Genomic DNA, 23414 nt, shown 5'->3' on the forward strand with positions numbered 1-23414 from the left:
TTTGTATTTAATTAAATTCCTAGCACTTTTTTGTTGAGCGCATCATCAGTGCCTGCTGAGGCAAAATCATCAAAGGTTTTTTCTGTCACCCTGATGATTTTTTCACTGATGAATTTAGCTCCTTCGATGGCTCCTGCCTCAGGATGCTTGATGGCACATTCCCATTCCAAAACTGCCCAGCCATCAAAGCCATATTGGGACAATTTACTGAATATAGCATTGAAATCCACTTGGCCATCTCCCAGCGAGCGGAACCTTCCTGCTCTATTGATCCAGCTTTGGTAACCACCATAGACCCCTTGTTTTCCCGTAGGATTAAACTCCGCGTCTTTGACATGGAACATCTTGATCCTGTCATGGTAGAAATCAATAAACTGCACATAATCCAAGCACTGCAATACAAAGTGGCTTGGGTCATAAAGGATATTGGCCCTGGGGTGATGGTTTACTTTTTCGAGAAACATCTCAAAAGTGACGCCATCGTGCAGGTCCTCTCCGGGATGCAGTTCGTAGCATAAATCTACACCATTTTTGTCAAATTCATCGAGAATAGGAGTCCACCTTTTGGCCAATTCCTCAAAACCTGCATCTACCAATCCCGCCGGACGTTGGGGCCAGGGGTAAACGGTGTGCCACATTAAAGCACCACTGAATGTGCCATGCTTGGTGAGTCCCAGGTTTTTGGATGCTTTTGCAGCATACATGAGTTGCTGGGTAGCCCATGCTGATTTGCCTTCGAGGTCTCCCTTGAGTTCCTCAGGAGCGAAGGCATCAAACAATTCATTATATGCAGGATTGACGGCTACGAGCTGCCCTTGCAAATGGGTGCTAAGTTCCGAAATAACTACACCTGCAGTTTCTGCCGTTTTTTTGATCTCATCCGCATAGTCTTGGTCCTCGGCAGCTTTTTTTAAATCCATGAACCTGCCGTCCCACGAAGGTATCTGAACAGCCTTGTAACCTATGCTTGCTGCCCATTCACAAATGCTTTTGAGACTGTTAAACGGTGCTTGGTCATCTGCAAATTGCGCTAAAAACAGCGCCGGGCCTTTGATGGTCTTCATACGATAGGGTTTTTTTAAGTTTATTAAATTAATCGTTTTAGCAAATGAAATGAGAATGCAAAATACATTCTTTCATGCTATTCTTTAAATATTTCGATGGCTTTTTATTACCAATGTTCCACAAAGGAGTCATTTTAGGGCTGAACGGTAGTCGCTCTTTCTTGTTTTTTAAGGAAAGGCTAGAATAGCCTAAACCTCAAATTTTGTCCATTTTTGATCAGACTGGCCGCTTTTTACGACTTGCTCGATAAAGGCCATGCCTCTGACACCATCTTCTGTACCTGGGAAATCCAGCCATTCCTTTTCTGGTGTTTGACCTTTAAGTTTGGCCATAAGGGTTTTGGCAAAATTGTTATAATGATTGGCAAAAGCCTCCAGGTAACCTTCAGGGTGGCCTGCGGGAGTTCTGGTGTTGGCCAGGGCATAGCTGGAAAGATACGGTACGTTACCTCCTGCCCGATAGATTTGGTCGGGTTGTTCAGGATGGCGGACGATCAGGGAGTTGGCATCTTCTTGTTGCCATTCCAGCCCGGCTTTATCACCATAAACCCTGATTTTAAGGTTGTTTTCGGCGCCTGTGGCCACTTGGCTGGCCATAAGGACTCCAGAGGCACCGTTGTCAAATTTCAGCAAAACGATGCCGTCATCATCCAAGGTTCGTCCTGGCAAGGAGGTGTTCAGGTCAGCGCAAAGTCTGTCGAGTTTCAGTCCACTGACATATTCAGCAAGGTTCATGGCGTGCGTGCCAATGTCTCCCATGCAGCCCGCTACGCCACTTTTTTTAGGGTCTGTCCTCCAAGCCGCTTGTTTGTTTTCTTCTTCTGAAAAATTGGTCCATAGCCATCCTTGCGGATATTCCACATATACTTTTCTGATCTTTCCCAACGTGCCATTTGCAATGAGCTGCCGGGCTTCTTTCACCATTGGATAGCCTGTGTAGGTATGAGTGAGACAAAAAAGCATGCCGGTTTCCTGAATGACCTTGTCCAGCTGCTTGGCTTCATCCAGTGTGAGGGTCATGGGTTTGTCCAAGACTACATGAAAGCCATTTTGGAGGGCCTTGATGGTAGGGTCAAAGTGGACATGGTTTGGCGTGACGATGCTCACAAAGTCTATTCTTGCTTCCTCAGGAAGTTGCTTTTCCTTTTCAAACATCTCATCATAGGACTGGTATACCCGCTTGCTGTCCAGAAAGAGCTCCTTTCCGGCCTGCTCGGATTTTTCAGGTTTGCTGCTGAATGCTCCCGCTACCAGTTCTATTTGCCCGTCAATGTTAGCTGCGATCCGATGTACAGCTCCGATAAAGGAGCCAGGACCGCCGCCTATCATACCCATTCGGAGTTTACGATGGTTCATCATTATGCTTGGATTTTATACTTTTTAGAGATTTGATACAATAATGTGTTTTCAGCCTTACCGGCTCAGGATGGGCCGGATTGGCCACTAAAATAAATGATAAAGTGCAATATACTAATGTGAATAGCAATGATTGTTAAAACGGAACTGCTATACTTACATCTTTGTCTCGGCAAAAATAAAATTAAGCGAAAAACACTAAAATTTAAATTATTATTTAAGTAGTTTGGCTTTTTCTTTTTAAGTTGGGAATTAAAATAAAAATAAAAAAACCTATTAAAACCTATGAATTTCAATACGAAGTTTAAACTGTCCTTTATGATGTTCCTCGAATTTTTCATTTGGGGAGGTTGGTTTGTCACTTTGGGATTATTTCTTGGCAAGAACCTGGGGACAAATGGAGCACAGGATGCAGCTGTGTTTTCGACACAATCACTGGGGGCGATTATCGCTCCTTTTGTCATTGGACTGATCGCGGACAAATACTTTAATGCAGAGCGGATTTTAGGTGTCTTGCATCTGATCGGTGCAGTGCTGATGTTTCAGATGTTCAATGCGCAGGACTTTGAATCCTTTTACCCATATGTGTTTGCTTATATGGTAGCCTATATGCCTACGTTGGCATTGGTGAATTCTGTGTCCTTTAATCAAATGACCAATCCTGAAAAGGAATTCGGTGTCATTCGCGTTTGGGGGACAATCGGGTGGATTGTGGCTGGTTTGGTGATCAGTTTGGTGTTTGCCTGGGATTCTACGGAAAATGCAGCCGCAGGTATGTTGAAATATACGTTCTTGATGACTTGTATCGCATCGCTTGTGTTGGGGATTTACAGCTTTATGCTTCCTAAGACACCACCAAAAATTGCCAAAGGGGAGAAGAAATCCATATCCGAGATATTGGGATTGGATGCTTTTACCTTACTGAAGGACAGAAATTACCTGGTCTTCTTTTTGTCTTCGGTACTGATTTGTATTCCACTTGCATTTTACTACCAAAACGCCAGTAAGTTTTTTGGTGAAATCGGCATGACTAATCTTACCAGTAAAATGGCCTTGGGACAAGGTAGTGAAGTACTCTTTATGCTTTTGCTTCCTATATTCTTTGGGAAATTCGGAGTGAAGAAGACACTGTTAGTGGGAATGTTTGCTTGGGTTGTCCGTTACGCCCTATTTGCATTTGGAAATGTGGGAGAGCTTTCATTTATGCTTTTGACAGGGATAGCACTTCACGGGATTTGTTATGACTTTTTCTTTGTCTCTGGTCAAATTTATACGGATTCCAAAGCAGGAGAGAAGTTCAAGAGTGCTGCACAGGGCATGATTACATTGGCCACCTATGGTGTGGGGATGCTGATTGGCTTCTGGGTGGCCGGTTGGGCATACGACGCTTATGCTATTGGTGAAAAGGCCCATGATTGGGAGACCATCTGGCTGATTCCTTCAGGTATTGCGGTGTTGGTTGCACTGATTTTTGCCGTCGCATTTAAGAAACAGAACCCCAAACCAGTAGAAGCCTAATTAGTTCGTGGATATGAAGCAGCGTAGATCAGCTTTAAAAAAAATGATTGTAGGGTCTGCAGCAATCAGCAGCTTGCCCTACTTACATCTAAATGCAAAAAATAAAGACATGTTGAAAGGAAATATAAACCATTCCGTGTGCCGGTGGACGTATGGCCATTTGTCACTGGATGAATTATGTGTACTGATCAAAGATATTGGATTTAGTGCCATCGATTTGATGGGACCAAATGACTGGCCTACTGCTCAAAAACATGGTGTTTACAGCTCCATGTGCAATGGTGCAGAGATCAGCCTTGAGGAAGGCTTTAACCATACCGAATACCATGATACCCTGATAAAGAATTATACCGAAATGATTCCGCTAGTGGCAAAAAACGGTTATAAAAACCTGATCTGCTTTAGTGGAAACAGAAATGGTATGGATGATGAAACCGGCCTGCAAAACAGTGTGAAGGGATTGCAGAAATTGTTGCCTTTGGCAGAAAAGCATGGGGTTACCCTGACCATGGAACTGCTGAACAGTAAGGTCGATCACCCGGATTATATGTGTGATAAGAGCGTGTGGGGTGTAGAACTGTGCAAGCGACTGGACAGTGGAAATTTCAATCTTCTTTATGATATTTACCACATGCAAATCGATGAAGGAGATGTAATCCGTACGATTGGAGAAAATCACCAATACTATGGGCATTATCATACAGCGGGGAATCCAGGTAGAAATGAAATCGATGATACCCAGGAGTTAAACTATCCCGCGATCATTAAAGCCATTGCGAAAACAGGCTTTAAAGGGTATATTGCTCAGGAATTTATTCCTAAGGCCGATGACAAGGCCGCGTCACTCAGAGAGGCCATTGCCTTATGTGACATATAAACCAGAATAACCTAATACAAACCTATAGATGAATTATGGCAAATCAAGAGTATGATGCAATTGTCGTCGGCTCGGGAATTAGCGGCGGTTGGGCTGCTAAGGAGTTGACAGAGAAAGGGCTCAAGGTTTTGCTGCTTGAACGAGGGCAAAACGTAGAGCACGTAAAAGATTATAAGAATGCGACCTTGCCGCCATGGGAAATACCCCATAGAGGAAGAGCGACTACTGAAATGATCGAAAACCACCCCAACCTAAAACGTGATTATGTACTGAACGAATTGGTGCTGGACTGGTGGGCGCATGAAGATACTTCTCCTTATGTGGAAGAAAAACCCTTTACTTGGTTCAGAGGCTACCAGGTGGGGGGCAGGTCACTGCTTTGGGGGAGACAGAGTTACCGCTGGTCAGATCTGGATTTTGAAGCCAACCTAAAGGAAGGCATTGCCGTGGATTGGCCTATCAGGTATAAGGATATTGCTCCTTGGTATGACTATGTTGAGAAATTTGCTGGGATTGCAGGGAGCCGTGATGGTCTTGATGTATTGCCCGACGGGCAGTTCATGCCGCCTTTTGCAATGAACTGTGTGGAGAAGGACGTGAAGGAGCGGATAGCAAAAAGCTTCGAAGGAAAGCGTCACCTGATCAATTCCAGAGTGGCCAATATTACCGAGCCACTTCCTGGGAGACCTGGTTGTCAGGCAAGGAACAAGTGTTGGTTGGGTTGTCCTTTTGGTGGATATTTCAGTACCCAAGCATCCACATTACCTGCAGCCATGGCCACAGGAAACCTTACTTTGAGACCGTATTCAATTGTTCACCGTGTAGTGTACGATAAAGATACTAAGAAAGCTACCGGGGTAGAGGTGGTAGATGCCGAAACCATGGAGACCGTCGAGTACAAGTCCAAGATTGTATTCCTTTGTGCATCGGCACTTAATTCAGCGCATATATTGATGCGTTCAGCCACTGATATATGGCCGGAAGGACTGGGCAGTAGCTCTGGTGAGCTCGGTCATAATGTGATGGACCATCATTTTAGACTGGGGGCCAGTGGGACGGTAGAAGGCTATGATGATAAATATTACTTTGGCAGAAGACCGGGTGGGATTTATATCCCGAGGTACCGAAATGTAGGAGACGATAAGCGGGACTATGTGCGCGGATTTGGCTATCAGGGAGGTGCCAGTAGAAGTGGATGGGGCAGAAATGTCGCTGAAATGAATATCGGTGGCCCGCTTAAGGAAGCCCTTACTGAGCCAGGACCATGGAGTATGGGGATGATGGCCTTTGGCGAGATTCTTCCGTACCATGAAAATACGATCAAGATAAGCAAAGATGTGAAGGACAAGTGGGGGATGTATGCGCTGGTAATGAATGCTGAGATCAAAGATAACGAGGAGAAAATGCGTAAGGACATGATGAACGATGCAGCAGAAATGCTAGAAGCAGCCGGTGTCAAGAATATCCATACGTATGATTCCGGATATACCTTTGGGCAAGGCATCCATGAGATGGGAGCCGCCCGAATGGGAAGGGATCCCAAATCCTCTGTCCTGAATGGTAATAACCAGGTATGGGATGCCAAAAATGTGTTTGTGACTGATGGGGCTGCGATGACTTCTGCCGCTGCAGTAAATCCGTCACTGACCTATATGGCGTTGACGGCCCGAGCAGCAGATTTTGCAGTGAAGGAGCTCAAAAAAGGAAATCTTTAACCCAAAACGACACAAATTATGGCAATGAACAGAAGAGATGCGCTGAAGAGCTTTGTGCTTATGATGGGCGGTACCATGGTCGGTGCCAATGCGCTACTTACCGGATGTACGCCTGATAAGCAGATAGAAGGCCTGGACTTTAGCCCAGAGGAAATCGCCTTTCTCGATGAAATCGGCGATACCATTATCCCGACCACCGATACCCCTGGGGCCAAAGCGGTTGGGATTGGGTCCTTTATGGTAATGATGGTAAAGGATACATATTGGGAAGAAGAGCAAAAGCAGTTTGTGGATGGCTTAAACAGCCTCAGGAAGGGCTTCAAAGAGGAAGTAGGAAAAGACTTTATGGATGCCACACAAGAAGAGAGAACTGCTTTCCTCAATAAACTGAATGCAGCGTCCAAAGATGATGATGGGCCGAAGTATTTTAATATGCTAAAAGACCTCACCGTGCTGGGGTATTTTACTTCCGAAATTGGTGCTTCCCAAGCGTTGAATTACGTGGAAGTTCCTGGGAAGTGGGAGCCATGCATCGACTACAAAAAAGGGGATAAAGCATACGCTATTTAAGTCCTGCAAACGGAACAACGTCTTTGCGCTGTTCCGTTTTTTTATAATCACTAATCAAAACCTTATTATGAACAAAAGAAGGAAGTTTTTAAAGCTGGGAGCAGCTTTTACTGCGGGATCATTTTTGCCATTGCAGTTTTGTTCTTCTCCCAAAAGTGGAAGTGAAACTACCGTTGTAGAGGAAGCGGTAAAAGAATCCGTTAAGGAAAAGTTGGAAAGCTTCGGTATCCAATTGTACTCCGTAAAAGGAGATATGGCAGAGAACGCCCAAGAAGCCATTAAGAAAATAGCAGGATATGGCTATAATCAGATCGAAGGGTTTGATGGCGGTAAAGGGATCTTTTGGGGAATGAAAAATACGGAGTTCAAGTCGTTTACGGCGGACTTGGGATTGGATTTTGTGGCTTCCCATGCCAATGTTTTTGAGAACACAGAAAAGCTGGCTGCCGAAGCTGGCGAGATTGGTATGAAATACCTTATTGCTCCATATGTAGGCGCTCAAAAATCCATGGAGGAGTGGAAAAAGATGGCAGATAGCTTTAATAAAGTAGGAGAAATATGTAAGTCAAATGGGCTGCGGTTTGCTTACCATAATCATGGTTATACGTTTGAAGCGTTGGAAGGCCAAATGCCACAAGACTTTTTGCTGGAAAATACAGACCCTGAATTGGTAGATTTTGAGCTTGATATCTATTGGGCCGTGGCAGCAGGGGCGGATCCACAGGCGTATTTCGAGAAATATAAAAACCGTTTTAGGCTCTGCCATGTGAAAGATCGTGAAAAAGGAGCACCAGCTGGAGAACATAATGCTTCCACGGTGCTTGGTACGGGTACTATTGATTATGGCAAAGTCCTGAGAACAGCAAAGGATAATGGTATGGAGTATTTTATTGTCGAGCAGGAGAAATTCTCTGGAGTCACACCAATGGAGGCTGCTGAAAAAAATGCCACATACCTGAAAGGACTGGAAATTTGACCATCCGGCCAGTTGAAGAATTGAAAAGGCAGCTCATAAGGGTTGCCTTTTTTTGTGTGCTATACGAGTAAGTTGATAAAGGATGGCGCCCTGCTGAGACTGCTGGAATTGAATAGATATTACGATGATGGTATAAACTGCCGCTACGGACGGTTTAAGGCTAAAGGCCTTCGAAAATCCCCTTTATAAAGAAAAACGTTATGCTTGTGGTGAGGTGGGGCTGCCGGAAATCAACAAAACGATTTGCGGGCCCTTGTACAGAGGGGTTGAGGTCTATTTGGGAAATTGCCTGCGCTAACGCAAGTAGAGGCTCCTGAGGCTTCGTAAGAGGTCGATGCTTACCTGTTAGCATATGAGCTCGGTCTCAAACTTGGAGAATAGTATCAATTGCTGCCCAAGGAGCATGTGCCTGATAGAATAGCATTTTTAACTGTTCCTTTGCAGCCGGAGTTCCTATTGGCAAAGAGATTAAAAAGACCAAAGAAGGAACCTTAATGATTGGACATTTTAAGGCTTTTGATCCATTGGCTTTTTAGTTTTTTAGAGCTTTGATACGGCATTCTTTTTTACATAGGCATCTTGCCCTTCCCATTCAATTCGATACCACATGTCTTCCGAAGACTTGATAATTACCCTGTGTCCAGGATTGACCTTGTCGATGAATTTCCCCGCGGCGGTAGGCTGTCCCATGATGATGGTTGGGCTTTCTTTGATGATCCCTGACTGGGGAGCTATAAGGAGGTTGTTGCTCAGGAATGCAAGGATGATGATGATGGCGGAGGGAATCATGTATTTTGGCTGTCGGGTCTTGTGTTTTACAAAGACAAGGATCAATGAAATGACCAATAACAAAGCAAAAGTTCCCGTGATGGGCTGTTGGTAATCGGTGAGAAACTTGAAGAATTGCGCTCTGTCAGAAATGGTGTATCCCTTCAGGTCGGGTTGATCGGTGAGCGACTTGATTTTACTGATTACTTTTTGGGAAGGATTGTGGTCATAGTATTTTGAGAGATACAGTGAGGCGTCTTCGTAGTTTCCCATGCCTTCGGTGATGTAAGCCATTTTAAGAAGCATGGCTGGAGAGTATGCTTCTTCATTTTGAAGGAGGTCAGTATAGTGACTGTAGGCCTCTTGATAGCTTTTGGCATTAAACAAAGAATCTGCTAAAATAAGCTTGTCGTTATTTGCCTGACAATTAATACTTTGCAGGATAACGAATAAAAAGACTGAAAATTTTATAATAAAGTTTCGTTTGATGTTTGGCATTTTTAAAATAGTCTCTTAAATTTGCAGTCCAATTACGACAAAGATATAACAAAAAGCAAGTCGAAATTGACAAAAAAGCAAAAACCAAAAGAGGTTTTTAAGATTTGAAAAAAGCATAATCCCTTATATAGAACGCATCGAGATAGCAGTGCATTACACACTATTTAAGGGAAAAGAAAATATGATTCCGTAGCTCAGCTGGTAGAGCAATACACTTTTAATGTATGGGTCCTGGGTTCGAGCCCCAGCGGGATCACATTGCTTGTCCGACTAGGAGAGCAGTTTTATGCTGTTGCGATACGACTCGTCAACTCCCGATTTAGGATCGGGAAGTTTGGATGTTCGAATTCGCAAAAGAGAGTTGTTCCAAATGAGGAATAGGGAAAAGTCACGGGGTGTAGCGTAGCCCGGTCATCGCGCCTGCTTTGGGAGCAGGAGGTCGCAGGTTCGAATCCTGCCACCCCGACTATCACTACTTTGAAATATAAGTATAAGGTCCTGTAGCTCAACTGGATAGAGCAACTGCCTTCTAAGCAGTAGGTTAAAGGTTCGAGTCCTTTCAGGATCACAAGAAGCGGAAAGCAATTTCCGCTTATTTATTGAATGATTATGCTGTTCTTAAAAGAAGAACTAAAGGTAAATAAAATAAATGATTCCGTAGCTCAGCTGGTAGAGCAATACACTTTTAATGTATGGGTCCTGGGTTCGAGCCCCAGCGGGATCACTTAAAGCCTGACTTTCGAGTCGGGCTTTTTGCGTTTATATGGGCTTGTGAAAACGTAGAGGCTGTGCGTGGCGCATGCGGAATAGTGGATCAAACGAAAAAGTTGGGGGGATTAGGGTTGGTTTCGATAGCACGCAGATGATGCAGGTTAATAAGATTTACGCTGATTTTTTTTGCTGGAGCACACATTCTTATTGGTAAAATAAAGAAATGCTTACCAAAACCACCTAAAAATCCCTCGTATTTCAGAAAGATTGCTTGATCCGAATCAAAGTGGTACAGAAAAGCTGGGGCTAAGTGTAGGCGTTTTTTTAAAACGAAGCACTGATCATGCTGATTTTCGCAGATTAGTATTACTGCTATCAAGGCTCGAAGGAATTTATTTCTTAAGATAAAGATATCAGTGTTTCATCACCGCAGAATTGAGTACTGTAGCGACCTGCGGATTGCATAGCTCCTGGTAGAAATATTTTTTAGCCTATCTACGCCACGGTGTACGAGTGTTGATACCTGCAATTGTTTCATAATCAGCCGTAAATATCCAATTCACGTAGGTAGGGTATAATAAAAACCCCTCACTCCATAGAAGAATGAGGGGCTGAAAGAGGGGGGAGAAAATAATGTCCGGTTATTTTTCAATCATCCTGTACACCCTTACGTAATCAATACTGAAAGAGGCAGGAAAGGCTTCTTGATCCACTCCCTCTGCACCTCCCCAGTCACCTCCTACGGCAAGGTTAAGAAGTACATGAAAGGGCTTGTCAAAGGGCCAGGAAGCGTACCCTTTTCCGTCATTGGTGAAAGTGAAGAGCAATGCATCGTCGATGTACCCTCTGATGGCGTATGGCGTCCAGTCTACCCGGTAGGTATGGTAAGCTTTACTGACATGTTCTACCTTGCGGTTTTTGCCTACTTGGGTGCCCATTTTATGGTTAAAGGCCTCCGTATGTACGGTGATGTGGACAGTGCCTTGGTCATACCCTACGTGCTCCATGATGTCGATTTCTCCAGATGCTGGCCATCCACCATATTCCCAATCGGTGGGGAGCATCCAGATTGCTGGCCAGGTGCCTTTTCCTTTTGGCAGACGGGCTTTAACTTCGATTCGACCATAAAGAAAATCACCCTTGCCTTTACTGACCAATCTAGCAGAGGTAAAATCGTTGGCTTCTTTGGCTTCGTTTTTTGCCGTAATGGTCAATACGCCATTTCCGACCTTGGCATTTTCTAAGTCTTCGGTATAGAATTGGAGTTCGTTGTTGCCCCAGCCGTGTCCACCGGTGTCATAGCCCCACTTTTCAGGATCAGGATACCCGTCATAGTCAAATTCATCCTGCCAAATCGGTGTGTTTTCAAATTCCCACCCGAGGTCTGTTGGTGGTGATGGTGCAGGGATGTTGGGGGCAGGGCCTTCTGACTGGCCAGAACAGGCAGTAGGGAAGAATCCCATCACCAAGAGAGCCAATGGGGGGTGAAATAGGTCTGATAGTATTTTTTTCATAAATCAATAGCTTTTAAGGTGTCGGGGCGACAGTTTGAATGGTTTTGGTATTCGGGATTGTATTGCTGAACTGGATGTTTTTTAGGACTTTCTGCATTACTGATATGCCTTCTGTCAGATAAGGTGGCTGGATCCTTCTCAGCGCAGCATTTTCGTTTTTGTCAAATCGCTTATACGTCCAGTGGCACCAACCGATATTCGCCTCTTCCATTTTTTCGATATTTTGCTTCAGCCAGGCGTTGTTGTTTTCTCCAGTTTCGCCTACCCATACAGGTACTTGATGTCGGTCTCTGAAAGCGGTTAAGTTGACGATCCTGTTAATTTGATTTGGATTAGGGTCCAGTATGGTATCTTCCTCGGCTGGTATCCAGTAGCGATGGGCATTGTAGATCAGGTTTTCTGGATGGGCAAAAGTGGATGGTTCCATAAGGTCATAATTGTTCCCCCAACCATTGCCTTCCACCATGATCAAATGGCTGTCTTCCATTTCCCTGATCGTCGTGATAAGACGGTCAAATAAGGCATGGATGGGGCCGTTTGAAGGGACGTTATTAGGCTCGTTGATCAGGTCGTACCATGCAATTCTATTGTCATCAATGTATTTTCCGGAAAGCATTTTCCAAAGTTCCACTGTAACCTCTTGATAGATGTGTCGTCCTTGTTCATCTTTTCTGTTCCAAAGGTCATTTTTGACCAAAATGTCGGCGATATTGGCGTCAGTACCTTGGCCTCCTGGGGCGGCATGTAGGTCTAAAATTACATACATGCCATTGGCTTCACACCAGCCCAAAAGCTTGTCCAGGATTTGAATGCCTTCAAGTTCGCCAGGATGGGCAAACAAGCTGCCTTCATCCAGCCATTTGGAAAGTCCATTGATATAATTGTTTAGTTGGGTGGTGTCTATGATCGCCTTATTCCTCATTGATCGTTGAGTGGAGGTGAGAAACAGCTCATAGTGCATGGGGATTCTAATCGCGTTGAACCCAAGTGAGGCAATATTATCAATGTCTTTCTTGGTGATGAATTTATCCCGCCATTCTTGGTAAAAGGCTTCCACTTCTTCCATGGATAGTCCTTGGTCGTAAAGGGCCTTTTTCATCTGCCATTGCGTGCCGATTTTGCTTCCTTTTGGATTGAGCATATAGCCTTCCTGAAGCAGCCAGCCTCCTAAGCCGATAGCTCTCAATATCACTTCCTCTCCCTGCTCGTTGACGACTTTCGTTTTGTCCGCAGAAAGTTTGCTCATTGAGCTGTCCGGCAAGTGGGACGTGGTATTGTGGCTATTGTTCCCGGAAGTGCATCCGGGAAACAATAAAATACCACAAATACTCAACAATAGAAATAATAGGTTGGATAGTTTGGTCATTATAATAGGTTTTTGGGAAAGCCCCCATGCCTGGAATAGCAGGTCAAGAGGGCCGTTGGGCATAGGGTTATTTTGTGCCTCCGTATTCTTGGTTTTGCTCGATAAGTGTATTGTCAAGTTCGAGTAATGGGATGGGGAGGATCTCATGTTTTCCAGCCATAAAACCACGGTCGGACAGGACGTCTGCTGCCAATCCATTTCGGATGAGGTCAAACCATCTGTGCCCTTCTCCTGCGAGTTCGATTCTTCGTTCGTTCAGGATATTTTCCAGGGTGGCAGGTATAGGGGAAAGCCCTACTCTCGCACGAATAGCATCCACCAGTTGCTGGGCACGTCCAGCATCTCCGCCTCCTCTTACGAGGGCTTCGGCTTCTAGCAGGTAGGTGTCTGCTAACCTGATTTCATACATGTTTTGGCGGAAATTAAGTTCCATGACTCCACCACCAGTGGAGCGATCCGCTTCTCTTCCTGCGAATTTTTTCAGGAAATATCCCGTATTCATATAGCCTTTTTCATAGGTTACCGCCCCGGCTTTTTCGAGGCTGTCCAGATTGGCTACTGTGGCATAGGATCGAGGATCACCTTGGATGGTGCTGAAGAAGTTTTCCGTAAAGGGCAAGAAGCTCCAGCCGGAAACAAAGTCAGGAGCATCCGGGCTGATGGCGTTGTATCCCCTTGGGCCGACCATGATGTTGAGTACGTTGCCTTCTGTGCAGCTTACGCATCCCCATTCGCCATTGGATTGGCTGGTGAAGTTGATTTCAAATATGGATTCGCTGTTGAACTTATTGTCAACCACCCACAAGTCGGCAAATTTGTCCAGCAGCTTATATCCATATTGACTGGTCTCTCCCGGAATGCCGTTGACAGCTGCAAATTCCTGTGCAGCCAAATCAAACTTTTCCTGACGGAGATATACTTTTCCAAGCAGTGCCCTGGCCATGCCGATCGTGGCTCTTCCTGCTTCGGTGGCCATGTCCACTGTGGTTGGTAGCGTTTGAATGGCGGCTTTAAGGTCGCTTTCTATTAGCTGGTACACCGCTGAAGGGTCAGCTTGTGGTACATCATACATCTCACTGGTAGGGACAGGTGATGTCAGCAACGGAATGTTTTCAAATAGCCTCACCAGATCAAAGTAGAAATAGGCCCTTAGAAATTGTGTTTCGGCAGCATACCTTGCCTTTAGGCTTTCGTCCATAGGAATTTCAGGGAGCTTCTGCAGCAATACATTGGCCCTGAATACACCAGAGAAACCTTTACGCCATAATTCACTCTGGGGGCCAGTAGCGGGGTCAAGGGTGTAGTTTGACCAAACCTGCAAGGCGGTAATGTCCGTGGGGCCTCCTCCGCCAGCATAGTGGTCATCGGAAGCAGCGTTTAAAGTATTTTGCTTAGTGACAAAGCCATTGCCTGTCCATCCCACTACATCGTAAACAGCTACCAGTCCATTATAAGCTTCTTGTTGGTTTTGGTAGTAGTTGGCTTCGAGATTGGTGCCTTTTGGCTGGATTTCCAGAAAGGAATCAGCGCAGGCCCCTAAGGTAAGTAGGGCGACCGCTGAGGCGATAATATTGGTTTTATATAATTTCATGATTGATCGTATTTTGGGTTTTTAAAAGCCGATTTGAACACCTAACATGTAAGATCTTGCCTGAGGATAGATGCCCCGGTCGATACTCATCACACCACCGCCAATCTCAGGGTCGTATCCAGTGTACTTCGTGAACGTGGCGAGGTTTTCGCTCATGACGTAGATCCGTGCGCGGTTCATACCTGCTTTTTGGGTGATGCTTTTAGGAAGTGTATAGCCCAATTGAAGGGTTTTGATCCGGAAGTAGTCACCATCTTCAAGGTAAAAATCAGAAGGGTTGTTGAAATTTTTGTTTGGATCACCTTCTACGATCCTCGGGTGGTCATTGGAGGTGCCTGGGCCTGTCCAGCGGTCCAGGACTTCCGTTTGCCAGTTGGCATTGCCTATGTCCAGCCGTCTTAAGCCTTGGAAGATCTTATTTCCCGCTACACCTTGACCAAAGAATACCAGGTCAAAATTATTCCATTGGACACTGGCAGTGAAGCCGTAGGACCAAGTTGGGGTGGGGTTGCCGATAAAAGTACGGTCGGCTTCCGTTATTTGGCCATCCTCGTCCAGGTCTGCCCAGATAAAGTCCCCAGGCTGGGCGTCGGGCTGGATCATTTCGCCGTCTCCATTGGTGTAGTTTTCGACATCTTCCACAGTTTGGAAAATGCCTTGTGTTTGGAATCCGTAGAAGGAATTCATGGATTGGCCCACTGCTGTACGGGTGATGGGATAGGAGCTTGCCTGGAAGCTTTGCCCTCCAGAAAGGTAAGAGATCTCCGTCCCTAGATTGGTCACTTCGTTTTGCAGGTAAGAAACATTTCCGTTTAGGGAGAGCTCCACCTCACCCAGTAGCTTTCTGTATCCTAATTCCAATTCTACCCCTGTGTTTTCCATGTCAGCAATATTGGCTGCGGGGTTGGAAATGGCTCCGACATACCCTGGTATCCTGGGGTTTTGAAGTATGCCTTTGGTGACTTTTTTATACCAGTCAAAGGTGATGTTAAAGTCACCGAAAAGGGTTGCTTCAAAGCCAATATTGGCCTGGCTGGTCTCTTCCCACTTTAGGTCAGGATTGGAGGGGGCATTAGGACTGTAACCAATGGCGTAACTTCCTGTATTGCCAATGGTGTAGTTTCTCCCGCTTCCTATAGTGGAAAGGAAGGCAAAGTCACCAATGTTGTCATTCCCTACGATGCCGTAGCCGCCTCGAACTTTCAGAAAGTCCACTACGGCGTTGGTAGGCCAGAAGGCTTCTTGGGAAACGACCCATCCTGCAGAGAAGGAAGGGAATATGCCGTAGCGGTTGTTTGGGCCAAATCGAGAGGAACCGTCTCTCCTTACCAATGCCTCCAAAAGGTATTTTTCCGCATAATTGTAGTTGGCCCGTGCAAACAGTGAGCTTACCGTATGCCCAGCTCCTTCTGAGCCGTCTGCACTTCGCTGGTCATTGGGGACTTTGAAGTTCAGGGACGCATCGTCAAAGTTATCTGCAGGGACATTGAAGAACGTTACGCTAGTGCTCCGGCCTCGATTGTCCAGGTAGGCACCTTGTCCCAGGAGTATCGTGAAGTTGTGCTTGTCAATCGACTTGGTGTAGGAAATGGTGTTTTCCAAGTTCCAATCGAATCTTCTGTTTTGGCCACGGGTAAAATTGGTTTGGTTAGAAACATTGGTAGCGTTCAAATAGAAGATAGGCGTAAACGATTCGCTTCCCCAATAGGAGAGTTTTGCACCTAAAGTCGATCGCAGTTTCAGTCCTTTGATCGGTTCTGCTTCTGCATAAACATTGCCAACAAAATTGTCTGACCAGCTATAGTTGCCCAGGCGTGTTTGGGTGTAGGCAAGGGGGTTGGTCATTTCCTGTGCGACGATGGTAGAGATTCCATAAGGCCTTCCCATGGCATCCCGGATCACTGGATTGGTGCTGTATGGCGGCTGATTGGCAGCAGTGGGATCAGTGATGACCACAGGCGTGATCGGATCCAGGTTGATCGCAGAGCTTAGTGGTCCGCCGAATTCACTGTTGGTGTTGCCCAGTCCGATGGACTTGTCATGTGCATAGCCAAGGTTCTGGCCCACTTTCAGCCACTTGGCAAGTTGATGCTCTGAGTTCAAGCGGAAATTGGTTCTTTTGTACCTGGAAATGTCACTGGCGACGATGCCTTCTTGGTCCAGATAGCCAAATGAGGCATAAAAAGTGGATTTTTCATTTCCTCCGCTGATGCTTAATTCATGGTTTTGCCGTTTGGCACTGTTGTTAAAGATCAGGTCCTGCCAATCCGTGCCCTTACCATAGCTTTCCGGGTCGGCGAATGGCGCGGTATTACCGGCATTGGTAGCGGCTTCATTTCTGATCATGGCGTATTGGCTCGCATCGAGCAGGCCCAGCTTTTGTGCTGGTGCCGAGGTGCCATAGAAGCCATTATAGTTGACGCGCATTTTTCCGGCTTCACCTTTTTTGGTGGTGACCAGGATCACACCTGCTGCTGCCCTAGCTCCATAGATGGCTTGTGAAGCGGCATCTTTCAGTACTTCAATGGATTCGATATCGGATTGATTTAAGTATCCAATGCCGCCATTGTCGACCACGACGCCATCGACTACCCATAGCGGGTCGTTATTGCCAAAGGTCGTGAGCCCTCGGACTCTAACAGTAGCACCAGCGCCAGGTTGGCCGGAGCTGGAGGCAATGGTGAGCCCTGAGGTCCGTCCTTGGAGTGCCTGTTCCACTCGGTTGATAGGCATGCTCTCCAGGTCACTGGCTTTTACACTGGAGATGGCACCGGTAACGACACTTTTTTTCTGGACTCCATATCCTACGACGACGACTTCTTCGAGCGCACTGAGATTTTCTTCCAGTTGGACGTTAAGGGTGGTTTGGTTGCTGATAGTGATTTTTTGGGGCTCCATGCCCAGGAGGCTGAAGACCAATACATTGCCTTGGGATGCTTGGATGGTATAATTTCCATCTACACCTGTAATGGTTCCGGTGCCGGAACCTTCGATCATTACTGCTACACCGGGGAGTGGCTCCCCGTCACTTTTGAGTGTTACGTTACCTGTGATCTCATTGTTTTGCGCATGACTTAGCATGGGCAGGAGGAGAAGACAGGAAATGAAGAAAATAGTAATTCTTCTTTCCATAGGTTTTTGGGTTAGGTTATTTTGATTTTAATTAACTGATTTTTAAGGCCTGATTTTTAGACCAAAATCTTTGGTCAAAGATAGGTAGGGACTGAGGTGTCAGTGAAATTAATCACCCCTACATAGCCCCTACAGGAAATTAAAAAATAGCCTTTATGATCATTTTGAGCCACTACATGTGTACTACACTTGGCTTATCAGTAAAAGATTATGGTTTTGGGAGGTTGGTAGTGTCTGTCTGGTCGGACCCACTAGTGGTCTGGATTAGAAAATCAAATAAGTTGGTATCCGGGGAAAGTTGAAGTTTTTTACGTAGACGGTACCTGCCTACCTCCACCGCTTTAGGTGAGATGCTGAGCAATTGGGCGATTTCTTTGGAGGAAAGGTTCATCTTCAGAAAAGCGCAAATCTTGAGCTCGTTTGGTGTCAGTTCTGGGTATTTTTCCTTTAAGGTGCTTAAAAAATTAGAGTGGACATGGTCAAAGTGCATCGAGAAACGATCCCAGTCACTATCGCTTCGTTCCACTTCGCTGATCAGCTTTAGAAGACGTTTGAAATCGGTAGATTCATTTTCCAGCTTATGGTTTTTTCCCAATACCATAAGTTCTTCTTTGATTTTTGTGAGGACCTTGCCTCGCTGGACCAAGTGCATGGTGGTGGAGGCCAGTTCTTGGTTTTTATAATTGATGTCCGCCTGAAGCTTTTCGTTTTTTAGGTTTACGATTTCTTTTTCATTTCTGTCCAGCTCAAGCTGGTGGAAATGCTTAAGGTGAGATTGCTCTTTCAAGTGCTTTTTCTTTTGCCATTTAAGAATAAGATAAATGGCACCGCTTAATATAAGCAGGTAAACACAGTAGCTCCAGAAGGAATTGTACCAAGCTGGTAGGACCGTAAAGTGATAGGTGTTGATTGGAGATTCATTGCCCAGGTTATTCCTTGATTTTACCTTGAAGGAATAATTGCCTGCGGGCAAGTTGGTATAGTCTTTTTCGCTTTTACTGCTCCATGCGGACCAAGATCGGTCAAAGCCCTCCAGCATATAGCTGTATTCTAAGTTGCTAAACTGACCAAAGATTGTACTCGAGTATTCAAAGTGGAAGGAGTTCCATGAATACGGTAGAGACGGCTCATCCGGAGATTGGGAGGGCAGGGTTGGCTTGTGCCCTCCAAAGAGCACACTGTCTTTCTTTCCAAATAAGGTTACCTTACCGATAAGGACATCGGGTTGGGTGATGTTTTTGCGATACTTGTCATAATTGATGTGAAAGAATCCTTTATTGGCACCTATAAAGATGTTTTGCCGGTCTAAGGGGTAGATGCTTTCGTGCCCACCGACGACTTTTCCTGATAGTTCCGGAAGGTGGGTGATCGTAAACGGGGTGTCGTTATGGGGCTGGTTAAAATCAATGACACTTACATTCTTGTTGGAGACATACCAAATATTCCCTTCGCGATCTTCTTTCAGGTGCTGTATGCTGACGCCTTTTAGGTTTCGGTTGACGATGTTGGATGGGATAAACAGGTCTTGCTGCTCATTATATTCGTAAATGCCATCTTCTGTGGCCACTACGATCCTGTTCTTGATTCGGAAGATATAATTGTATAGATCCGATGGAAGTCCGTTTTTAGCGGTATAGATCTTAGTAGCGGAGATCCGGGATTGGTCAGCTGAAAGGTCAAGCCTGAAGATCCCACGGTAGGGGTGGGAACCCCATATACGATTGTTTTGGTAGTCCATTACCATGAACCGCAGTGATTCCGACAGCCCATTTAGATGCTGATGGTGTCCGAAAGCCCCCGATTCATAATCAATATTGTATAACCCAGTGTAGGTTCCAATAAATACTTTGTTGGAGGGAAGAATAGGAGAGGCAGGCTGGAAAAGCCAAGTGCCCGGAGCGGGATATACCTGAAAGGCAGTGGTGTTTTCGATAAAGAAAGCACCTTCTTCATGGGCCATAAGCAAATGGTCATTGATGGTTTGTAGGTTCCATACCTGGCCTGTGCTGGACTTGACAGTAGAAAACCTGCCCTTGCTGAAACTGAGGTCATCCTCTTTTTCCGTGAAATCAAATTGGTATAGCCCGTCAGCCGTGCCGATATATAAATGGTCTTGGTGGTAAGCAGCAGCATAGCCCGTGACCCTTTTATTTTTGTCCGGATGGATTTGTTTGATGGCTCCATTGATTGCGATATAGTCAATGCCGTCATCCAGGCCTAGCCAGAGACCTTTGTTTCTATCCACAAAAATACTGCGGACATTATTGGTTTGCATGCCTTCCCTGTAGGAGTAGTGTTGAACCAATTTGCCTGAGTTATCCATGATCAGTAGCCCTGAAGATTTGGTTCCCAGCCCGATCCATCGGTCATTGATTCGGGAAATGCAATTGAGGCGTTGGCTGGTCAGTAAAGAGTCGAAGTTAGTTTTTAGTTTGGTGATTTTTCTGTTTTGGATTAAGAATAGTCCGCGATCGGGCGAAGAAACCAAAAGGGAATCTTCCCCGGCTTTGATGATTCCATTGATGTCAGGAAGGTCGGAAGTGGCTTTGTCGAGGACAGGTTGCCAGACCTCCCCATTAAACCTGAGCAATCCATGGCCTTCTTCATGGGCATATACCTGTCCATCAGCAGCGCCTAAATATTTCCATTCTGTGTTTGACTTATAAACTCGGATGCTATTTCCTTTATAGTGTAGGATTTTAGTAAACTCCATGAAGTACACCTCGTCATTATGGACCACGATGTTCCATATGTCTGCAAAATCCCTGTCCTCTTCAGGGATAAGGTTCTTGAGAGAGGTGAATTGGAGTGTTCCATTGGCTTGTGGAGAGAAATAGCCAATGTCGTCTTGTCCACCTACGAATATTCTCCCGTCCTTGTCCAACTTTACCGACCTGATGATGGTTTGATTAGGGAGTTGGTGGAGGTTCCAGTAGCGGCCGTTAAAAGTGAGCAGCCCTTCATTGTTTCCAAAGTACAGGATCCCTTCTTTATCCTGGGCGGTAGACCAATTTTGGAGTCCAGCTTGGTAGGCCAGGTTGTTATAATTGATGATGTTGGGAGCGGCCAATTGTCGCTGTCCCAGGCTGTAATGGCCTAGCATCATCAATAAAACTATGGACAGTAAAGCACTTCGCATCGACTAATTTTAGGTTTTGTGGAATTATTATAAACCTAATAATAGTAAAATATTTAAGATAAACGGGGAATTATCCGTAGAAGTCTACTAGATGGATAGTGTAAATTACTCAGCGGTAAATAGGAGGCAAGCCTTTGAATCAGGGGAAGAGACCTTGCCACGGCTTTTTAGTTTAATTTCGGGAATAGGGCTTTTGATATACAAAATCTTCCTTAAATTATGTCATGGTTTATCTAAACTTTACTTTCAATGCCTGTTAACTTGAGGAGGATTATTGTGGGACTGAAGGAAGATCTGACTACCTGGGGCTATGCCGGTATTTACAGCCAAAAAAATGTTTCATGAAATCAATTTAATCATGAAAATAGCCTTCTTACATTCTTTTTGTTCCAGTGATTTTCATGTTGAGAAGCGATACAGATGGTGAGCTGTAAAATCCGTCGCCAAGGAAGTGTGTTCGTATATTTGGAGTATTGAATTTGCGCAGGTAGTTGATTTTGTACGGGGAGGGATTGGCGGATTTTTTTTGAAGCTAATGTTTGTGATAAGGGAATAATTACTCTAAACAGGTGGTTTGTTCGTTTTTCTGTATTAAAAAAGAGTGTTTGTTATGGGTAATTTGTGTTTTGATAAATTTTTCGTTAAAAAATTTGGATATGTTGGTTGGATATATTTAATCTTGCAGAAAGTTTAAGCAGCGCCTTGAGTTAGACGATAGCACGAGTCATCCAATAGTTAAGAGTAACTTTTCTGCTTTGGGCCTCGTTTTTACTTTTATTATTGACGAGACACACCACATAAAATTATTAAAGTGAGGAGATTATTTATTAATACCATAGTTTGTGCAGTTTATAGCTGTTTTATGGGATGTACGGTAGCAGCCCAAATAAGCGATACCAGAATTACGGAGGATGAGATTGAGCAACATTTGACGTTTTTAACATCATCCAAAACAAAAGGCAGATATCCAGGTACTGCCGGAAACCGTAGAGTAGTAAAGTATATTAGGTCTGAATTTGAGCAATATGGTCTTAAAAGTTTCAATGGAGACTATCTACAGAAATTTAATGCCAAGCTAAGGACTGCTGATGGAGAGGAGTCCAGCAAGGAGGTGAAGACATGGAATGTGGTAGGTTATATTGAAGGCAATGATAATCATTACAAAAAGGAGTATATCGTGATCGGTGCCCATTATGATCATTTGGGGTATGGCGGCCCTTCTTCAAAGAAGCCAGGGAGTGAGGAGATTCATCCTGGTGCCGATGACAATGCCAGCGGAGTTTCTGCCTTATTGGAAATTGCTGAAAAGATGGCAAGAAATAGGTATATGCTGGATAGGAGTGTGATATTTGTTTCTTTTGGAGCAGAAGAACAAGGCCTTTTGGGATCCAAATATTTTGTGGAGCATCTTCCTGTGGATAAGGAGAAAGTAAAACTCATGATCAATATGGATATGATCGGCAGGTTAAATACCGAGAAGCAAATCTATATGGGCGGAGCCGGGACTTTTCCTGGTGGGGTTAAACTCATGAAAGAACTGGGGATTCAGATGGGGTTAAACCCTGTCGTGCATGCTGGCGAAGTAGGTGGATCTGATCACGTTTCTTTTTACAAAGAAGGGATATCAGTTGTAGGCCTTCATACCGGTGGACATTCAGAGTACCATCGTCCCGAAGACACCATGGATTTGATCAATATTGGTGGGGAAAGGACAATTGCGGAGTATATTTACAAGGTGTTGATACGTGTAGTCAATGAAAATTATGAGCTGACTTTTATTAATCAGGATTAGGATGGTCCAAGGCAGCAAAAAATCCCAAAGGCTTAAAAGTGCCTTTGGGATTTTTTTGTTAGAATCGTCAAAAACCAATAGAATTACCCCCGTCCACAGGCAGTACTGTTCCTGTGACATAACTAGCACTTTCTGAGGCGAGGTAATAAACAGCGTCGGCAATATGTTCCGGGTTGCCGAGCGCTCCCATGGGAGTTCTGGAGAGTACTTTCTGTTTTCTTTCAGGGTCTCCGTTGAGGGCCTTGGCAGACATTTCTGTGGCGATAAATCCCGGTGCCACACAATTTACCCTGATGCCCAACGGCGAGAGCTCTACCGCCATGGCTTTGGTCATGCCTTCGATGGCAGATTTGGATGCGGTATAGGCGATGACTTTTGGGATGCCATATTGGGATGCCATTGAGCTGATATTGACGATTGTTCCGCTTTTTTGACTGGTCATGATCTTGGCTACTTCCCTGCTCAGCGAAAATACAGCCGATACATTTGTGGTGATGATTTGTTGAAATTCCTCGTCGGTGACTTCCATAAATGGCTTTTTCATATTGATGCCGGCATTGTTGACCAAAATGTCAATTTTCCCATGATCAGCTATGATGGAGCGGATCAATTCCGGGATATTTTTCAGATCGTTTAAGTCAAAAGCATAGTAATGGCAATTAGGACCAAGTTCTTCTTGGGCTTTCACCAGTTTGGTCCTGTTTCTGCCGATAATGATGGTTTTGATACTGTTGTCACAGAGCTTTTTGGCAGTGGCCATTCCAAGCCCTGACGCGCCACCAGTGACGATGGCTACTGGTCTGTTTGTTTTTGAAATGTTCATTTGT

15 protein-coding genes and 4 tRNA genes are annotated in these 23414 nt (G+C 45.0%); 10 read left to right on the forward strand and 9 right to left on the reverse strand.

The features are described from left to right. Nucleotides 1-11: 11 nt before the first annotated feature. A complete protein-coding gene (locus FKX85_RS08975) occupies nt 12-1064 on the reverse strand; it encodes a sugar phosphate isomerase/epimerase family protein (RefSeq protein ID WP_141614406.1) in 1053 nt (350 codons plus the stop codon). Nucleotides 1065-1253: 189 nt separating this feature from the next. Then, nucleotides 1254-2423, reverse strand: a complete 1170-nt coding sequence (locus tag FKX85_RS08980) for a Gfo/Idh/MocA family protein (RefSeq protein WP_141614407.1) — start codon at nt 2421-2423, stop codon at nt 1254-1256. 282 nt (nt 2424-2705) lie between these two features. Here FKX85_RS08980 and FKX85_RS08985 point away from each other — a divergent pair, with 282 nt between their 5' ends. From FKX85_RS08985 to FKX85_RS09005, 5 genes are all read left to right on the forward strand, one after another. After that, nucleotides 2706-3938 (forward strand): nucleoside permease, encoded by a 1233-nt coding sequence (locus FKX85_RS08985; protein ID WP_141614408.1) that lies wholly within the window; start codon nt 2706-2708, stop codon nt 3936-3938. A 43-nt stretch (nt 3939-3981) separates the two neighbouring features. Beyond that, nucleotides 3982-4815 carry a hydroxypyruvate isomerase family protein gene (locus FKX85_RS08990; protein ID WP_394345012.1) on the forward strand — a complete coding sequence of 278 codons (834 nt, stop codon included), beginning with the start codon at nt 3982-3984 and terminating at the stop codon, nt 4813-4815. Between the two features lie 35 nt (nt 4816-4850). Beyond that, entirely contained in the window at nt 4851-6530 is a 1680-nt protein-coding gene (locus FKX85_RS08995; RefSeq protein ID WP_141614410.1) for a GMC oxidoreductase, read from the forward strand. 18 nt (nt 6531-6548) lie between these two features. Next, nucleotides 6549-7100 carry a gluconate 2-dehydrogenase subunit 3 family protein gene (locus FKX85_RS09000; RefSeq protein ID WP_141614411.1) on the forward strand — a complete coding sequence of 184 codons (552 nt, stop codon included), beginning with the start codon at nt 6549-6551 and terminating at the stop codon, nt 7098-7100. Between the two features lie 67 nt (nt 7101-7167). Next, nucleotides 7168-8076 (forward strand): sugar phosphate isomerase/epimerase family protein, encoded by a 909-nt coding sequence (locus FKX85_RS09005; RefSeq protein WP_141614412.1) that lies wholly within the window; start codon nt 7168-7170, stop codon nt 8074-8076. 540 nt (nt 8077-8616) lie between these two features. Here FKX85_RS09005 and FKX85_RS09010 read toward each other — a convergent pair. Further along, nucleotides 8617-9231, reverse strand: a complete 615-nt coding sequence (locus FKX85_RS09010) for an SH3 domain-containing protein (RefSeq protein ID WP_317130677.1) — start codon at nt 9229-9231, stop codon at nt 8617-8619. Nucleotides 9232-9525: 294 nt separating this feature from the next. Between FKX85_RS09010 and FKX85_RS09015 the strand changes: the two genes are divergently transcribed. The 4 genes from FKX85_RS09015 to FKX85_RS09030 all read left to right on the forward strand — a co-directional run bounded on the left by FKX85_RS09015 (nt 9526) and on the right by FKX85_RS09030 (nt 10066). Further along, nucleotides 9526-9598 (forward strand) — tRNA-Lys (locus tag FKX85_RS09015). A 135-nt stretch (nt 9599-9733) separates the two neighbouring features. Continuing rightward, nucleotides 9734-9808 (forward strand) — tRNA-Pro (locus FKX85_RS09020). Nucleotides 9809-9836: 28 nt separating this feature from the next. Then, nucleotides 9837-9910, forward strand: a tRNA-Arg gene (locus tag FKX85_RS09025). Nucleotides 9911-9993: 83 nt separating this feature from the next. Next, nucleotides 9994-10066, forward strand: a tRNA-Lys gene (locus tag FKX85_RS09030). A gap of 628 nt (nt 10067-10694) precedes the next feature. Here FKX85_RS09030 and FKX85_RS09035 read toward each other — a convergent pair. From FKX85_RS09035 to FKX85_RS09055, 5 genes are all read right to left on the reverse strand, one after another. Continuing rightward, nucleotides 10695-11567 (reverse strand): glycoside hydrolase family 16 protein, encoded by an 873-nt coding sequence (locus FKX85_RS09035; protein WP_141614414.1) that lies wholly within the window; start codon nt 11565-11567, stop codon nt 10695-10697. A 13-nt stretch (nt 11568-11580) separates the two neighbouring features. Next, on the reverse strand, nt 11581-12933 hold the full coding sequence (locus FKX85_RS09040) for a glycoside hydrolase family 5 protein (RefSeq protein WP_141614415.1): 1353 nt from the start codon (nt 12931-12933) through the stop codon (nt 11581-11583). 67 nt (nt 12934-13000) lie between these two features. Beyond that, on the reverse strand, nt 13001-14524 hold the full coding sequence (locus FKX85_RS09045; RefSeq protein ID WP_141614416.1) for a RagB/SusD family nutrient uptake outer membrane protein: 1524 nt from the start codon (nt 14522-14524) through the stop codon (nt 13001-13003). Nucleotides 14525-14545: 21 nt separating this feature from the next. Continuing rightward, nucleotides 14546-17656, reverse strand: coding sequence for a SusC/RagA family TonB-linked outer membrane protein (locus FKX85_RS09050; protein ID WP_141614417.1), 3111 nt, complete (start codon nt 17654-17656; stop codon nt 14546-14548). Nucleotides 17657-17864: 208 nt separating this feature from the next. Beyond that, nucleotides 17865-20795, reverse strand: coding sequence for a triple tyrosine motif-containing protein (locus tag FKX85_RS09055; RefSeq protein ID WP_141614418.1), 2931 nt, complete (start codon nt 20793-20795; stop codon nt 17865-17867). 862 nt (nt 20796-21657) lie between these two features. Between FKX85_RS09055 and FKX85_RS09060 the strand changes: the two genes are divergently transcribed. Then, nucleotides 21658-22587 carry a M20/M25/M40 family metallo-hydrolase gene (locus FKX85_RS09060; RefSeq protein ID WP_229239809.1) on the forward strand — a complete coding sequence of 310 codons (930 nt, stop codon included), beginning with the start codon at nt 21658-21660 and terminating at the stop codon, nt 22585-22587. A 67-nt stretch (nt 22588-22654) separates the two neighbouring features. On the opposite strand, the gene FKX85_RS09065 is transcribed toward FKX85_RS09060, so the two are convergent. Next, on the reverse strand, nt 22655-23410 hold the full coding sequence (locus FKX85_RS09065) for an SDR family NAD(P)-dependent oxidoreductase (RefSeq protein ID WP_141614420.1): 756 nt from the start codon (nt 23408-23410) through the stop codon (nt 22655-22657). Nucleotides 23411-23414: the final 4 nt, after the last annotated feature.

Origin of the sequence: Echinicola soli (assembly GCF_006575665.1) — a bacterium.
Classification (GTDB): domain Bacteria; phylum Bacteroidota; class Bacteroidia; order Cytophagales; family Cyclobacteriaceae; genus Echinicola; species Echinicola soli.

Coding starts and splice junctions, on each gene's coding strand:
- FKX85_RS08975 (WP_141614406.1), bottom strand. CDS start 1,064: ATGAAGACCATCAAAGGCCCGGCGCTGTTTTTAGCGCAATTTGCAGAT.
- FKX85_RS08980 (WP_141614407.1), bottom strand. CDS start 2,423: ATGATGAACCATCGTAAACTCCGAATGGGTATGATAGGCGGCGGTCCT.
- FKX85_RS08985 (WP_141614408.1), top strand. CDS start 2,706: ATGAATTTCAATACGAAGTTTAAACTGTCCTTTATGATGTTCCTCGAA.
- FKX85_RS08990 (WP_394345012.1), top strand. CDS start 3,982: ATGATTGTAGGGTCTGCAGCAATCAGCAGCTTGCCCTACTTACATCTA.
- FKX85_RS08995 (WP_141614410.1), top strand. CDS start 4,851: ATGGCAAATCAAGAGTATGATGCAATTGTCGTCGGCTCGGGAATTAGC.
- FKX85_RS09000 (WP_141614411.1), top strand. CDS start 6,549: ATGGCAATGAACAGAAGAGATGCGCTGAAGAGCTTTGTGCTTATGATG.
- FKX85_RS09005 (WP_141614412.1), top strand. CDS start 7,168: ATGAACAAAAGAAGGAAGTTTTTAAAGCTGGGAGCAGCTTTTACTGCG.
- FKX85_RS09035 (WP_141614414.1), bottom strand. CDS start 11,567: ATGAAAAAAATACTATCAGACCTATTTCACCCCCCATTGGCTCTCTTG.
- FKX85_RS09040 (WP_141614415.1), bottom strand. CDS start 12,933: ATGACCAAACTATCCAACCTATTATTTCTATTGTTGAGTATTTGTGGT.
- FKX85_RS09045 (WP_141614416.1), bottom strand. CDS start 14,524: ATGAAATTATATAAAACCAATATTATCGCCTCAGCGGTCGCCCTACTT.
- FKX85_RS09050 (WP_141614417.1), bottom strand. CDS start 17,656: ATGGAAAGAAGAATTACTATTTTCTTCATTTCCTGTCTTCTCCTCCTG.
- FKX85_RS09055 (WP_141614418.1), bottom strand. CDS start 20,795: ATGCGAAGTGCTTTACTGTCCATAGTTTTATTGATGATGCTAGGCCAT.
- FKX85_RS09060 (WP_229239809.1), top strand. CDS start 21,658: ATGGGATGTACGGTAGCAGCCCAAATAAGCGATACCAGAATTACGGAG.
- FKX85_RS09065 (WP_141614420.1), bottom strand. CDS start 23,410: ATGAACATTTCAAAAACAAACAGACCAGTAGCCATCGTCACTGGTGGC.